The sequence below is a fragment of the Amycolatopsis dongchuanensis genome (assembly GCF_039542405.1).
In the GTDB taxonomy this organism is placed as follows: Bacteria; Actinomycetota; Actinomycetes; order Mycobacteriales; family Pseudonocardiaceae; genus Amycolatopsis_E; species Amycolatopsis_E sacchari.
On record NZ_BAABIB010000018.1, the window covers coordinates 1 to 13,448 of the forward strand.

At 67.5% G+C, this 13,448-nt stretch carries 12 protein-coding genes; 8 read left to right on the forward strand and 4 right to left on the reverse strand.

Annotated features, from left to right (window positions below; genetic code table 11):
- Nucleotides 1–630 precede the first annotated feature (630 nt).
- Together ABFX51_RS03510 and ABFX51_RS03515 are read left to right on the forward strand one after the other, a co-directional pair.
- Entirely contained in the window at nt 631–1,575 is a 945-nt protein-coding gene (locus ABFX51_RS03510; RefSeq protein WP_346052045.1) for a hypothetical protein, read from the forward strand.
- A gap of 82 nt (nt 1,576–1,657) precedes the next feature.
- Entirely contained in the window at nt 1,658–4,675 is a 3,018-nt protein-coding gene (locus ABFX51_RS03515) for a coiled-coil domain-containing protein (protein WP_346052047.1), read from the forward strand.
- Nucleotides 4,676–4,699: 24 nt separating this feature from the next.
- Here ABFX51_RS03515 and ABFX51_RS03520 read toward each other — a convergent pair whose 3' ends face one another.
- Together ABFX51_RS03520 and ABFX51_RS03525 are read right to left on the reverse strand one after the other, a co-directional pair.
- Entirely contained in the window at nt 4,700–6,100 is a 1,401-nt protein-coding gene (locus ABFX51_RS03520) for a Wadjet anti-phage system protein JetD domain-containing protein (protein WP_346052049.1), read from the reverse strand.
- 154 nt (nt 6,101–6,254) lie between these two features.
- A complete protein-coding gene (locus ABFX51_RS03525) occupies nt 6,255–7,235 on the reverse strand; it encodes an NAD-dependent epimerase/dehydratase family protein (RefSeq protein WP_346052051.1) in 981 nt (326 codons plus the stop codon).
- A 133-nt stretch (nt 7,236–7,368) separates the two neighbouring features.
- On the opposite strand from ABFX51_RS03525, the gene ABFX51_RS03530 reads away from it, so the two are divergent.
- Nucleotides 7,369–7,806 carry a MarR family winged helix-turn-helix transcriptional regulator gene (locus ABFX51_RS03530; RefSeq protein ID WP_346052053.1) on the forward strand — a complete coding sequence of 146 codons (438 nt, stop codon included), beginning with the start codon at nt 7,369–7,371 and terminating at the stop codon, nt 7,804–7,806.
- Nucleotides 7,807–7,823: 17 nt separating this feature from the next.
- Here the strand turns inward: ABFX51_RS03530 and ABFX51_RS03535 are convergent, their stop codons facing one another.
- Both ABFX51_RS03535 and ABFX51_RS03540 read right to left on the reverse strand, forming a co-directional pair.
- The gene (locus tag ABFX51_RS03535) at nt 7,824–8,507 is read right to left on the reverse strand and encodes a TetR/AcrR family transcriptional regulator (protein ID WP_346052055.1); all 684 of its coding nucleotides are present in this window, start codon (nt 8,505–8,507) and stop codon (nt 7,824–7,826) included.
- 136 nt (nt 8,508–8,643) lie between these two features.
- On the reverse strand, nt 8,644–9,513 hold the full coding sequence (locus ABFX51_RS03540; RefSeq protein ID WP_346052057.1) for an alpha/beta hydrolase: 870 nt from the start codon (nt 9,511–9,513) through the stop codon (nt 8,644–8,646).
- Nucleotides 9,514–9,606: 93 nt separating this feature from the next.
- On the opposite strand from ABFX51_RS03540, the gene ABFX51_RS03545 reads away from it, so the two are divergent.
- The 5 genes from ABFX51_RS03545 to ABFX51_RS03565 are packed head-to-tail and all read left to right on the forward strand — an operon-like array spanning nt 9,607 to nt 13,448.
- Nucleotides 9,607–10,218, forward strand: a complete 612-nt coding sequence (locus ABFX51_RS03545; protein WP_346052059.1) for a VOC family protein — start codon at nt 9,607–9,609, stop codon at nt 10,216–10,218.
- A complete protein-coding gene (locus ABFX51_RS03550; RefSeq protein WP_346052061.1) occupies nt 10,215–10,472 on the forward strand; it encodes a hypothetical protein in 258 nt (85 codons plus the stop codon). The genes ABFX51_RS03545 and ABFX51_RS03550 overlap by 4 nt, the downstream gene beginning before the upstream one ends.
- Nucleotides 10,469–11,731: an alpha/beta hydrolase gene (locus ABFX51_RS03555; RefSeq protein ID WP_346052063.1), complete on the forward strand. Its 1,263-nt coding sequence runs from the start codon at nt 10,469–10,471 to the stop codon at nt 11,729–11,731. The genes ABFX51_RS03550 and ABFX51_RS03555 overlap by 4 nt, the downstream gene beginning before the upstream one ends.
- 5 nt (nt 11,732–11,736) lie before the next feature.
- Nucleotides 11,737–12,309, forward strand: a complete 573-nt coding sequence (locus tag ABFX51_RS03560) for a flavodoxin family protein (protein WP_346052065.1) — start codon at nt 11,737–11,739, stop codon at nt 12,307–12,309.
- Nucleotides 12,306–13,448, forward strand: coding sequence for an FAD-dependent monooxygenase (locus ABFX51_RS03565; RefSeq protein WP_346052067.1), 1,143 nt, complete (start codon nt 12,306–12,308; stop codon nt 13,446–13,448). The genes ABFX51_RS03560 and ABFX51_RS03565 overlap by 4 nt, the downstream gene beginning before the upstream one ends.

The following is a 13,448-nucleotide window of genomic DNA, read 5'->3' on the forward strand; positions in this document are numbered from 1 at the left end:
CCGCCCGGATGTCCACGCGACACGGTTACCACGTCAACGTTCCTTGAAGAGGCACTAGGAAGGTCGCGGAACTGCTCGCCGCACACGCCGATCCCGCGTTGCCGTACGAGGTCGAACTCGGCGAAGCACTGATCGTCGACCCACCCGGTGAGGTAACGCATCTGTCGCCCGTGAGCGTGCGCCGGACTGGGATCGCCCAGATGCACGACGTGAGTGACATGTCCAGTGACGGGCATCCACCGTGGATGTCGGAGTGAAGCCGTGAACGACGCCCCTGGTGCTCCCCGGGAACGACGATTCTCGATCTACGAGATGCGTCCGCCCGAACTGCACGCTGCCCTGAGAGTGCTCCAGGCTGTAGTTGGACCGTCAGAGCATGGCCACGCGCGTCTGTTGAACGACCTGGCCCGACGGACAGGAAGGCGTGTCGTCGACGTCTCGGGAGGCCGAGTCACGCTGGGCTGGCTTCCGGAAGCCGACGGCGTCTGGTTGGGGGACGGTATCGACGGGATTCGTTCGGCCCGTCCTGCACCTCCGCGGCTGTTGCGAACTTTTGCCGCGTGCGTGCGCTGTTGCTGGCGGGATCCGGCGACGCCGCTCTACCCGTCGGCCGTAGCCAAAATACAGGACGTGCTCGCTGTAGTCGTGGCCCTTGGAGCCACGAGCGATGAAGAAGAGCCCCGGCGGGCGACGGAAATGCACGCCAAGGGAGCGCTGACCACGCTCGAAGCCGCCGGTCTCATCGAGATCGACCGTGCGGCCGGTGCACTGACGATGGGGCCGGCCGTAGCGACGTGGACCGATCAGGAGGTCGCCGTGCTCAGGCAGACATGGTCTCGTTTGCCTGAACCACCGGCCTCGGATCCATCTTCGTCTCATGCCAGACGACCACCAGTCTCGGCTGTTTCCCTCACTTATCAGAACACCTCTAGTTCCACGAAGGATCCCGCGACGCGCTCGATGGAGCGCGGGTTGTCTCTGACGGCATTGGACCAGAAGGGTAGGGAACATGTGCTCGTCGCGGTCCGTGCCATCGAGGAAGCAGAACAACCCGTGCCCAAGAACGCGTTCCGGGCGCTTTCCGACGAAGCCCTGCGTGCCAGCGTGGAGCGGATCCTCGCTGAATCCGGCCGGGTCTTGCTCGAGACCCGTGAGGGTTTCCTGTCGGGATACTCCGACGCGGTGGCGCACGCGTTGACGACGACAGGCTTGGGCGTACTGCCCCCTGACGACCGGGCCGTCCTTGCTCTCGTGCTGCTGCACGCCGTGGCAATCCCGCGTGCCCGCGGCATCATCCCCCCGAACTCGGATTGGACGGTGTCCGAATCGGTGCCTCCGCGGATCCTGACCAACTCCAAGCTGCCGGAGGCAACGATCAAGAACAGCCTGCGTCGCCTGCGGGATGCCAAGATCCTCGGCTACGGACGGAACCACGGCGTGGTACCGGGACCCCAGTTCAACCGGCTGACACCGCAGGCCACCGAATCGATCTTCGAAGAACTCGTGTTGCTCAGCGAACCTCACGGTTTGCTGGCGGAATCCATCCGCCTTCGTCGCCAGGCACGCGCTACCTGAAGGGAACCCCGACCTGTCTATGAACCAGCACTCGGTGGGGCAGCACCACCAGACCAGGGGTGTGGTGGGCACTCGCGAACTCGTGGCCGTACAGACCTTCGACGTCGCCCGACTCACCACACACGCGATACCCATCGTCGCCGGGACCTTCATCGCGGTGTCGGGTGTAGGGCCGAAGAGCGACAGCAACGGTTCTGGCAAGACCAGTTTCCTGGCCGCCGTCACCGTCCTGCTCGCCGATCCACAGTGGCGGCTCGATGTCAACGGCGGCCAGCTCGCATCTGGCCTCCTCTTCAAGCCGGACGCGGCCGGAGTGGACGAGGCACGTTTCGCGGCCCCGGGCCACGGTTACATCGTCGGTCTCTTCGCCGAACCTCACGACCCTGCCGGCACCGACATTCCCCTCCTGACAGTGTGGGTGAAACTGGCAAGCCGGTCTCCTTACCTCCAGGTTCGCTGGTGCTACGGCATGCACGTGGCGGACGGTGAAACCGACGAGATCCGCTACAGCCAGGCTGACGAGATCTGGGCTTCCCTCGGGGCGGTCAACCAGTCGTCGGCACGCCAGATGCAGGAGACGCTCTATGGCGATGCGCCACGTTGCATGGCGTACCTCGACACCACGTTGCGACGAGCGAGCGTGTCCTTGCTCTCCCAGCAAATGACCGAGATGACCACCGATGCCATAGGCAGCTCGCTCATCGAGCTCGCCGGACTGCACCACTTCCTCGAGGACGAGCAGGCGCAACGCAACGCGCTCGCCGAACAACAACGCGGCGCCGAACAGGCGCAAGCCGATCACCACCGACGTTGGCAGGAGGAGGAAGCGGAGCTGGCGGGCATTTCGAACCGGAAGAAGTCACGGGAGCGATTGGCCTACGGCAGGGAGATGTGGCGGCTTCACTTCGCCCGGCGGTACGTGGACCTCGTACCGGAGCACGTGGCGGCGAAACAGGCGGTCAAGGCCGCGGAAGAATCTGTACAACAGACTGATGGGGCGCGTCGCGCAGCAGAGGAAACTCATCGTATTCTCGCGCTGCGTCGTGATCTGGCCGACACTGAACGGGTCGCCCGGGAGGAATGGTCTGCCCGAACAGAAGCGAGAGAGACCAACGACACGGAACACGCTGTCCTCTCGAACAATCTCGCGAACGTGAACAACCAGCGAACGGCACTGCTCGTGGTGGCCGACGGGTGGGATGGAACAAGCGTTCAAGATGCCGAACTCATCCTGCGCGAGGCGAGCGGCCGTGAGGCAGGAGCGAAGTCGGACTTGGGGATCGCCCAATCCGCGCACGCGGCGCGGGTGACGGAACTTCGCCAAGCGGAAGAGGGCGTCAGCACGGACACAGTGTCCATTCTCGAGCGCCTTACCGACGAAGGTCTCTCCGGCGCCGCGTTCGCAGACGTCGTCACGATCGAGGACCACGCCCGGGAAAAGTGGGAACCACTGCTGTGGTCACTTCGGTCGGCGGTGGTCATCGAGCACGGCGACGAGGAACGCGCCGCCGCAGCGGTCAGCACACTGCCAGGAAGCGTGTTCGTGTCCGCGGACGACCCAGACTCCCCGAACCCGTTACCGGACGGCGTCACCGCCACACTCCCGGTCGGTGGTTTACTCGCCGTTCTGGCTGACCGCCACGAGCACCACCTGGAGCCGGACCGAGCGGTCGACGCACACGCCGCTATCGCGACCATTGGCGGCTTCGAAGCCTCGTTCCTGGGGCGTGCATCGCGTATCGCAGCCGCTCGTCTCAAGGTCGACGCGGCTGACAGAGTGGTCCGTCAAGAGCGGGAAAAATTCGGCGCCAGCCAACGAGCCGTGCGATCGGCCGACGCTGCTTTGGAGCGCGCCAAGGCGGCCGCACGGTTGAGCGAGCTCGACGCCGAACGAGCCAGGCTTTCGACACTCGTTGAAGAACGCGTCGCCCGTGCCGACGTCCTCGGCGCCGAGGAGGAGGCCGCCTTCACGAACTGGCAAGCAGCTCACGACCTTGCCCAAAACCACAGCACGAGTGTCGCTCTGGCCAAGAGTGTCGCGGACAAGGCGAATCGTGAGTTCGAGATGGCCAAGAGGGAACAGAAATCGGCTCAACAAGCTCTCGAGGATCTGCGTCTGCCCTATTGGGAGACCGGGTGGGGGGCCACGCTCGAAGAAGCGCACGACTTGCTGAGCCGCCAAGACGAGCAAACCCGGCGACTGACGTCCAAGCGGTTGCGCAACAGAGCTCAGGAGGCCCTCAAGGAAGCGCTCGACGCCTACTGTGCCGACGCCCCCGAGGTACCGGCTGACATCAAAAGGGTCATCGAGCGGCGCGAGGACCTCGCCGATGGCGAGGACGCCACCTCTGGGTCCGTGTCGTTCGAAGAGTTGTCCCAGCCGTTGCACAACCGTCTATTGGGTTCTAGTGAACGGGACCTCATCACTGAGAACACGATCCGCCGTGAGAGATCGCGACGGGACGCGACGATCAGGGACCTCGGGCGGGAGGTCGACGAACGCACCGGCGCACTTCAGGCATTGCAGGACATGATCGAAAGCAGTATTGAAGGGCACTTCGCCAGCATGAGTCAGGCCCTCAACCGGCTCGATCTGGTCCGCGGGGGCGCGGGCGCGGAGCTGGAGGTGGTGTCAAGACGACCCGAGACCGCCACGGGCAGATGGCACTGGGAGGTCTCGCCCCGCTGGCGACGCTCCCCTGGCGGGAAGATGATCAGTTACCGCGAGGTTGCCAACGGTGCGCAGGTGAAGGTCTACGCGGTCCAGGTGACGCTTGCCGCGTTGCTAGCGGCCGAGGATCCCGGCGCTCGCGTCCTCGTGATCGACGAACTGGGAAACTCTCTTGGCGAGGTGAACCGGAAAGACGTTCTTCGCGCACTCCGGCAGGTAGCGGAGGAGCAGGGCGTGACCATCTTCGGTACCTGCCAAGACTCGGTACTGCACGATGCAGCCGAGGCCTGCCAGGAGATTCTCTGGTTCACTCACGCCGCCCTGACCGATGCTTACAACCAGCCGGTGCGGATCTGGGCTCACGACGCGGAACAACGGCGAGTCGAGGTGACGGCCGACTGGGTACGATCCGGTCGACCTTGGGTGTGAGTGATAGGTCGTTGCAGTTCCGACTCAGGTCGCCGACAAGCCCTCGAGTATGCCGGGGAGCACTGGAAGTATCTGCTGGTGCAGGGTCTGTTGCTCGACCGACTTTCCCGTCTGCATGATGCCCACCGCGACCTCCCGCAGCGACGCCGGCAATCGCTCGATGAGCTTCGCGGCGAGCGCTTTGTCTTCGCGGATGGCTTTGTCGTTCTCCTCCGGTATGCGGCGCGTTCGCGGACGCCCGGCTTCCCACAACTCGAAATCCATTCCCACCGGAATGACTTCGCAGGAGACGCGCTCGGCCAGCATGGCGAAGATCTCGAGGCCCGCCGCGTCGAGGTCCAGCCAGGTAACGACCCTGGTCACCTGCAGGGCGTTGATGAGTTCCGCCGCGGTCACGATGGCCTTGCCTTTGCCCCAGATGCAGAGCCACTTGCCCGAGATCTGAGGGTCCGCACAGACCTCCTGGAAGCTGGCTGCGTTCTCGACCAGCAAGACCCCTACACCTGAGTACTCCAGCTCACCGGCCAGTCGCATCCCGTCCCTGGGAAGCCCAATCCAGGGATGCGCACGCCTTGCGTCTGCGATGGCGCTGCCTTGACGCCAGATCAGCGGTCCGCGCATTCTGATATCGATGTCGGCTCTTTTGACAGCAGTCGCAAAATCCTGCTCGATCAACTGGCTGAAGACTATCGAGCGAGCCGTCGACCACGTGATGTGAGTGTCACCCCAGGCAAGCCCCGCCAATTCCGTCAGGTCGGGAACATGGTCCAGCGCAACCCACGCGGCAGCAGCCAACAAGGACGCCTCATACGTCACCCAGCTCTTGGCTGCTGTGAAAGTTCCCGCCGGGACCGTCAACGGCGAGCCGGCGGGTACCGCACGGAGGAGTTCCCGCTCGGCCACCAGGGTGGCAGGACCTTCGACCCCATCGAGAAGTCGCATCAATTCCTTTCTGACCTCGTCAGGATCGCGTCGTGGGCGCAACTCGGCGAGCACGTCGGCGGATTGTTCTCGCCACGCGCGGGACAACGACCAGCCTTCGGGCGAACCAAGGCGAAGCTGGTCACGGTCGACGGCACATCGAAGCACGATTCCCCCCTGCCTGACCAGCCCAGCAGCCACCTCGCCACTGCGGTTGCCGAACCTCCGGGCCACCGATCCCCAGCGCCTTGAATTTTTCGACAACACCCAGATGAGATCTGCCTTGGAGAGAGAGTCAGGAGGTTCGAAGAGGGCAGGCTGTGTAGCTGCGACCAGATCAACGCGGACCGGTTTGATACGCCCGCGACGGTCGCGGGGAACACGCGTCTCCCCATCCCTCTTGACAGGCACCGTCACGGCGCGCATGCCGGCAGGCACATCGGTCAGAGGGACGACAGATCGCCCCGCGAGTTCGCCCAGGATCGGAACGTAGTCTTCGCCCAAGCCGTCCGCCGTTCGTTCGACATTTCGCGTCGTCATCATCATAAGCAGCCGCGCTCTGACAGGTGATCTTCACGCCCACGAGCTGGCCGGGAGCGGGCGGACGATCGGGAAGACCGTGATCACCGTCTGAGCCGTCCGTGTTCGCTGGCATGGGTTACCTCATCTCTGCCAGGCCCTTCTCCAGGGTCACGTCAGGCGAGTAGCCCAGTTCGGTCCTCGCGGCGGTGATGTCGTAGGACCGGTCGCGGCCGGTCCAGCTGACGAGCCAGTTCGTCAGCGGGGGTGCCGTCTTCCGGCGGAGCAGGCGTGCGGTGCGGTCCATCATCGCCGCCAGGGGCGCCGCGATCGCCCTGGGCACGCTGCGGCTGCCGGACAAGTCCACGCCACGCGTGGCCAGCAAGGGGGTGAGGAAGTCCCGGATCGGCATCGGGGTGCCGTCGGTGACGTGGTAGACGCCCCCGTGACGACCCCGCGTGAGCGCGAGAACCATTGCGCTGACCAGATTTCCGACGTGCACGAAGTCGACGGTGTGCCTGCCGTCGTCGATCCAGGCGAACCGTCCGGCCTCGGCGGTCTCGGTGAGTTGGCCGAGGGTCGCCATCCCGCGGCCCCAGATGAACGGCGGCCGGAGCACCACCAGATCGGTCTGCCCGCCGCGGGCGTTCAGCAGTGCGCGCTCGGTGGCCAGCTTGACCCGGCTGTAGGCGAGGTTCGGCCGGCCTTCCGGAGTTCGTTCGTCGACGACGGGACGGCGTTGGCTGCCCGTGGAGACGGACGCGGCACTGACGAGCACGAACCGTCGCACCCCGGCGGCGACGCTCGCCGCGTGCAGGGCCACGGTCGGCACGAGGTTGGCCTGTTCGAAGAGGGAGTCGGGTCCCCAGAACTCCATGTGGGCCGCGACGTGCACGACCGCGTCGGCTTCCCGCAGTCTCGCGAGCCACGGCCGTGCAGTGGGATCGGTCCTGCCCAGGTCGGCGAGATCGCCGGGGACCGGGTCGGCCCCGGCCGCCCGCACGCGCTCGATGCTCGCGCCCGACCTGGCGAGCGCCAGGACCTCATGTCCCTCGGTGACGAGGCGATCGACGAGAGCGCTGCCGACGAAACCGCTGCCGCCGGTGACGAAGATCTTCATGCTTCCACTCCTTTTGCGCGCATTTCTCGTGCGCTGCCCGCCCAGCAAGAGCATCGCCGTCGAATAGTTTGGCATCGATGTATCTGTCTCTATGTAACCTGCTGCAGGAAGGTCCGTCAAGCAGGAGGTGGAGATGTCCGGCGCGAGGGAACGCGTGCCCGCGGCGCGGGTGGCCGACGAGTTCAGCCGTGCGGCGAAGGTCCTCGTGCGTCAATTCAACGAGCGCCTGGGTGAGCACGGCGTGTCGACGCCGAGGTCCCGCCTGGTGGTCGAGGTGGCACGGTCACAACCGGTTCGTGTCACCGAGCTCGCGCTCGCGGTCGGCATCACCCAGGGGACCGCTTCGTCCCTCGTCGACGCGCTCGTCCGCGACGGACTGCTCGAACGCCAGGCCAGTGCGGACGACCGCCGGTCCGTGCTCCTCCGGGTGACCCCGCAAGGAGCCGCGCTGGCCCAGGACTGGACGAGCAGCTACGAACTGGCGGCGGAAGAGCTGTTCCGCCCACTGACCGCGGAACAGCTGTCCACATTGGTCGAGATCCTGGGGGTGCTCACCGCCGACGAGGGGTGAGCGGGTTCGCCGGGGAACTACCCTTCGCCGGCTGGGCCCCTTCGTCCTTCTTCCGCCGTGAGGAGCCGGGTGAGGTAGTCGAGGTCCTGCTGGAGCAGTGCGACCGCCCCGAGTGGCGTCGGCGTGTCCGGGGTGCGCCCGGGTTCCCGCGCCACCATCGCCACCGCGTTGTCCGCGATCTGGTCGGCCACGGGTTCCGCGGGATGCGCCGGGGACGGGTGGAACCACCAGGCCACCCAGTTGCCCATGCCGATGATCGACAGGGCCGTGACGCGCACGTCGATGGGGCGGAAGAGGCCTGCGGTGACCCCCTCCTCGAGGACGGCCATGATCTCGCCGAGGACGGCCCGCCTGCTTTCCAGGTGTTTCTTCGCGATCTCCGGCGGGAGCGCCTGGTCGCTGCGGTCGAGTGTGCGGAACTGCTCGGGGCGTTCGGCGCGCTGCAGGACCAGGGTGCGCACGAGCAGGCGCAGCTTCCCGGCCGGGTCGAGGTCCGTGCGCTGCCGGACCTCCCGCAACGAGTTCGCCGCGCTCTGCGCCGTCGCCTCGACCATCGCGACGAGCAGCTCTTCCTTGCTCTTGACGTAGTTGTAGAGGTTGGGGCGGCTCAACCCGACCGCGTCCGCGACGTCCTGCAGGGTCGTCCCGTCGTAGCCGCGTTCCGCGAACAGTCGCATCGCCTGGTCGACGATCTCGCTCATGAGCAGTTTGCGCCGGGGCGCCGCACCTCGACGGGACTCCGGGCGCCCACCTGAACGCCCCCGCGCCCCGGAGCCCTCCGCGGTCACCACATCCACCCCTCGGTCGCGATCCGTCGCGTGCGATTGCCGGGCCATCCTAGTCGCCGGCCGCCGGAACCCGCGTCGCACACTCGCACGCGAAGGCCAGCTGCCGCAGGTGCAGAGCACGGGAGAGCCGGTGGTGGTCGAGGTTGTGCCCGGCGCCGGCCTGCAGCCTCGCGTCCACCCACGGGGCGGAGGTGAAGTACCCGGCGAACGTCTCGACCCGGTTCTCGTCGACGACCCACAGGCCGTCGTACTCGGCGAGCGTGTACTGCACCGGAACGGTGACCGCGGCGGCCAGTCCGGCCACGTCCTCCGGCCATTCCCCGACGATTTCCAGCATTTCCGCGAGCGGGAGTGGTTCCACCGAGGCCTTCGCCGCTTCCACGACGCCGGCGTCGACCGTTCCCGCCGGGCCGTACAACAGGGCGCGCCGTTGTTCCGCCGGGAGTTCCATCGGAGCGCCCGCGGGGATGGCGTGCCAGGCGTCGACGATGTGCGCGGGGGACCGGTCTCCGATGCCGTGCAGCGAAATGCCCAGCAACGGCCAGCGCGGGTGGCGTGCGGCGAGGTGCACCGCGATGGCCGAGCCGATGGAGTGTGCGATCAGGACCACGCCGGGGCGCCCCCGGCCGTGTTCTGTCCACAATGTATCGATCGCCGCGTCGAGCACTTCGGCGCTGCCCGCGAAACTCGCCTCGCCGAGCAACGGGTCGCTCCCGCCGTAGCCGGGGCGGTCGAGCGCGAAAACGGCGAACCCGGCCGCCGCGCCGAGGTCGAGCAGCGAGTGACCGGGCACGTCGAAGTATCCGGAGTGGTATCCACCCCCGTGCAGGGCTACGACCAGTGGCGTTCCCGCTTCGCCGTCCGTGGTGAGCCCGGTGATCCTGCCCCGGCCCACCGGGACGTCGATTCGTGTCGTCATGCGTCGAACGATACTCGATCGTCAGAATATTGACGAGCTAGACAGGATCGGCTTACGCTCGCGTCACCCACCCAGTCCGAAAGGAGTACGGAGATGTCATCCCCGGAACGGGACCGGCCCGCGCACACGGTGCGGGGCGTCGACCACGCGGCGTTCCCGACCTTCGACCCGCGAGCGACCATCACCTTCTACCGGGACGTCCTCGGCTTCCCGGTCGTCCACGCGACCTGCGCCCTCGGCTGGGGGCCCGGCGACCACCCGGACTTCATCCACTTCTTCTTCGACATCGGCAACGGCGACCGGCTCGCGTTCTTCTACTACTTCGGGGTCGAGCCGTACCGCGACACCGGAATTCCCGATCTGCTGCACCGGGCCCGCCACCTCGCGATCCACGTGGACAGCGAGGAGGACCTCCTGGAGTACCGGCGCCGGCTGGACGTGAGCGACTGGCCTTGTGAGCTGCAGGTGCGGCACGAAACCGTCGAGTCGATCTACGTGACCGACCCCAACGGGTACCTGATGGAGATCACCCGGCCGCTGCGCGCGATCACCACCGAGGACGACCTCGACGCCAACCTGAGCGTCGACGCGCTCATGGACGTGGCGGGGGAGCCCGAGCCGTCACTGGAGAAGTTCTACGCGCGCAAGGCGGAGCTGATCGCCGAGCGGTACGAGGGCGAGCCGGAGCCGGTGACGTTCGCATGACCACGTTGTTCGTCCTCGACATCGACGACTTCCGCCCGCTCGCCGAAGTCGCGGCGAAGGACCCGGACGTGACCGTCCGCCGCCGCGGCCCCTATCTCGAAGTCGCCGCCCCCGGCCCGATCCGCGTCGAACGCGGCGCGACCGGCTGCCGCAACGCCGTCTGGTACAGCTCGGTCGCGGCCGTCCGCGACGGCAGGGTGAGCCGCTGGGACAAGGCGGAACTGGTGGTCGTGCCCGCCGGTGGCGGCGAATGAGCACCACGGCGGTGGACCGGCTCGGTGCGGGCCGGGACGTCCACACCGAGGACGCGCCACCCGGCGTCACGGTGAGCGCCCACCAGCTCACCACCTTCGACGGCGCGAAGGTCGAGGGCGTGCTGCACGCTCTCGACGGTGCGACGACGGTGGTGACCCTCATGCACCCGCGTCAGTCGGTGACGCACCACCCGATGATCCCGCTGTTGCTGCGAAGCGGGGTCTCGGTCTGGACGCAGGGTTCACGCTCGCCGAACAACGACATCGCACTGGTGCACGAGCAGGCTCTGCTGGACGCGGCGGCGGGCCACGTTTTCCTCCGGGACAACGGGTTCGAGGCGGTGGTGACCTTCGGCCACTCCGGGGGCGGCACCCTGTCGGCCTTCTACATCGAGCAGGCGTCCCTCGAACCCGAACTACGGCTGGACGTGACACCCGCCGGGCGGCCGATCGCCTTGGCGGGCGCGCGGATGCCGGTGCCGGACGGCGCGATCTTCCTCGCCCCGCACCCGGGCCAGGGGCAGGTCCTGCTGCACTGCGTCGACCCCTCCGTCACCGCCGAAGCGGACCCGATGTCGGTGGATCCCGCGCTGGACATGTACTGCCCGCGCAACGGGTTCGCCGCGCCGCCGGAGCCGAGCCACTACAGCGCGGACTTCCTGCAGGCGTACCGGGCGGCTCAGCGGGACCGGATCGCCAGGATCGACGCCCGTGCCGCCGAACTCGCGGCCGAAGTCGCGCAGGCCCGCGCCCGCTACGCCCGCACCGGTGACGCCGCGGACCGGCGGGCCGGTCTCGCGCCCAGGATCATCACCACCTACCGCACCGACGCCGACCCGTGCTACACCGACCTGTCGATCGATCCGAACGACCGGCATTACGGTTCCCTGTTCGGGCACCGGCCGGACCTGACCAACTACGGGCTGGTCGGCTTCGGCAGGCTCACCACGCCGGACTCGTGGTTGTCGACCTGGTCGGCGAACCACACCAACGCGGACTTCGCGCGGTGCGCCCCCGGCGTCGCGCTGCCGACGCTCTACCTGGAGTTCAGCGGCGACCAGGCCGCGCTCCCCGCCGTCAGCGCCCGCATGTTCGCGGCGCTGGCCGCCGGGGACAAGACCCGCCACGTCGTGCGCGGACAGCACTTCGGTCAGCCCATCGCGGAAGGCGAACCCACGGGGTACGCCGCCGCGTCCGTCCACATCGGACGCTGGCTGGCCGATCGGTTCGCCACCGCGGCGCCACGGAGAACGAGGTGAAGGAAGTGGGCTCCATCGGAGTCGTCTACGACAGCGGTTACGGCCACACCGCCGCGCAAGCGAGGGCGGTCGGCGAAGGCGCGGCGTCGCTCCCGGGCGTCGACGTCGCCCTGTACTTCGCCGAGGAGGTCGCCGCCGACCCCCGGCAGCTCGACCACTGCGACGCGCTGGTCTTCGGCACCCCGACCTACATGGGCAGCGGTTCCGCGGTGTTCAAGGGGTTCATGGAGAGCAGCGCGAAGATCTGGCTCCGGCAGGGCTGGAAGGGCAAGCTCGCGGCGGGCTTCACCAACTCCAGCGGCCACTCCGGGGACAAGCTCAGCACGCTCACGCAGCTCTGGCTGTTCGCCATGCAGCACGGCATGGTCTGGATCGGGCTCGGGCTGCTCGACGGCAACGGCCGCAGCACGGGGTCCGACGCCGAGCTGAACCGGCTCGGCGCGTACGCCGGGGCGATGGCACAGTCCAATTCGGACCAGGGGCTGGAAGGCATGCGGGACAGCGACCTGCGGACCGCGGCGGCACTGGGTGAGCGCGTGGCACGTCAGGTCGCGCTGTGGCAGGGAGGTGGACAGTGAAGTCCGGGAAAGCCATGAAGATCCTCGTGATCGGCGGCGGCCCCGCCGGCCTGTTCTTCTCGATCATCGCCGGACGGGCACTGCCCTCCGCCGTGATCCACGTCAGGGAGCGGAACCCGCGAGGGGTGACCTACGGCTGGGGAGTGGCGTTCAGCGAGAGCGCGGCCGGGGCGCTCCGGCCCGCCGCGCCCGACGTGATCGACGCGCTGACCACCAACACCAGCCACGACGAGATGGTCCTCAGCCTCGACGGCGCCGGGGTGCCGGTCAAAGTCGGGCGCAGCCACCTCAACGCCCGCTGGTCACTGCTGGCGACGCTGGAGCGGTTTGCCGTCGGCGCCGGGGTCACCGTCGAGCACGACTGCGACGCGAACGTGACCGGAAGCGATCTCGACGACTGGGACCTGGTGATCGGCGCCGACGGCGTCAACAGCCAGACCCGCGAGCATTTCGCCGAGCACTTCCAGCCCAGTGTGGAACTCGGTACCAACTGGCTGGCCTGGTACGGCACCCCGAAGCACTACCCGCCGTCGATCATCCTGCGCAACAGCGAGTACGGGGTGCTGATGGCCCACGCCTCGCGGTTCTCGGCCGAGCTGAGCAACTTCACCGTCGAAGTCGGCCAGGAGACGTTCGACCGGCTCGGGTTCGCCGAGCTGACCGAAGACGGGTCCCGCGAGTTGTGCGAGCGGCTGTTCGCCGACTCGCTGGACGGTGCGCCACTGCGCAGCGACCACTCCCCGTGGTTCCAGACGAAGTTCGTCAGCTGTGCCCGGTGGACCCACCGGAACCTCGTGCTGATCGGGGACGCCCTGCACACCGTGCACCCGTCGATCGGATCCGGCACCCGGTTCGCGATGCGGGACGCCGTCTACCTGACCGAAGCGCTCACCCGCGCGGGGTGGGACGTCGAAGTGGGGCTCAAGGAGTTCGAGCGCGTGCGCAAGCCCGTCGCGGACGCCTTCCAGGCCGCCGCGAAACGCAGCATCGCCTGGTACGAGGGACTGCCGTCCCGCACCATCACCCACCCGACGAAGTTCGCGCTCGAGTACCTGATGCGCACGGGACGGGTCTCCTACCGGGACTTCCGGCGGGAGAACCGCGACGTAGTCCTCGGCTACGAACGCGACCTGCGTTGA

Coding starts and splice junctions, on each gene's coding strand:
- ABFX51_RS03525 (WP_346052051.1), bottom strand. CDS start 7,235: ATGAAGATCTTCGTCACCGGCGGCAGCGGTTTCGTCGGCAGCGCTCTC.
- ABFX51_RS03530 (WP_346052053.1), top strand. CDS start 7,369: ATGTCCGGCGCGAGGGAACGCGTGCCCGCGGCGCGGGTGGCCGACGAG.
- ABFX51_RS03535 (WP_346052055.1), bottom strand. CDS start 8,507: ATGAGCGAGATCGTCGACCAGGCGATGCGACTGTTCGCGGAACGCGGC.
- ABFX51_RS03540 (WP_346052057.1), bottom strand. CDS start 9,513: ATGACGACACGAATCGACGTCCCGGTGGGCCGGGGCAGGATCACCGGG.
- ABFX51_RS03545 (WP_346052059.1), top strand. CDS start 9,607: ATGTCATCCCCGGAACGGGACCGGCCCGCGCACACGGTGCGGGGCGTC.
- ABFX51_RS03550 (WP_346052061.1), top strand. CDS start 10,215: ATGACCACGTTGTTCGTCCTCGACATCGACGACTTCCGCCCGCTCGCC.
- ABFX51_RS03555 (WP_346052063.1), top strand. CDS start 10,469: ATGAGCACCACGGCGGTGGACCGGCTCGGTGCGGGCCGGGACGTCCAC.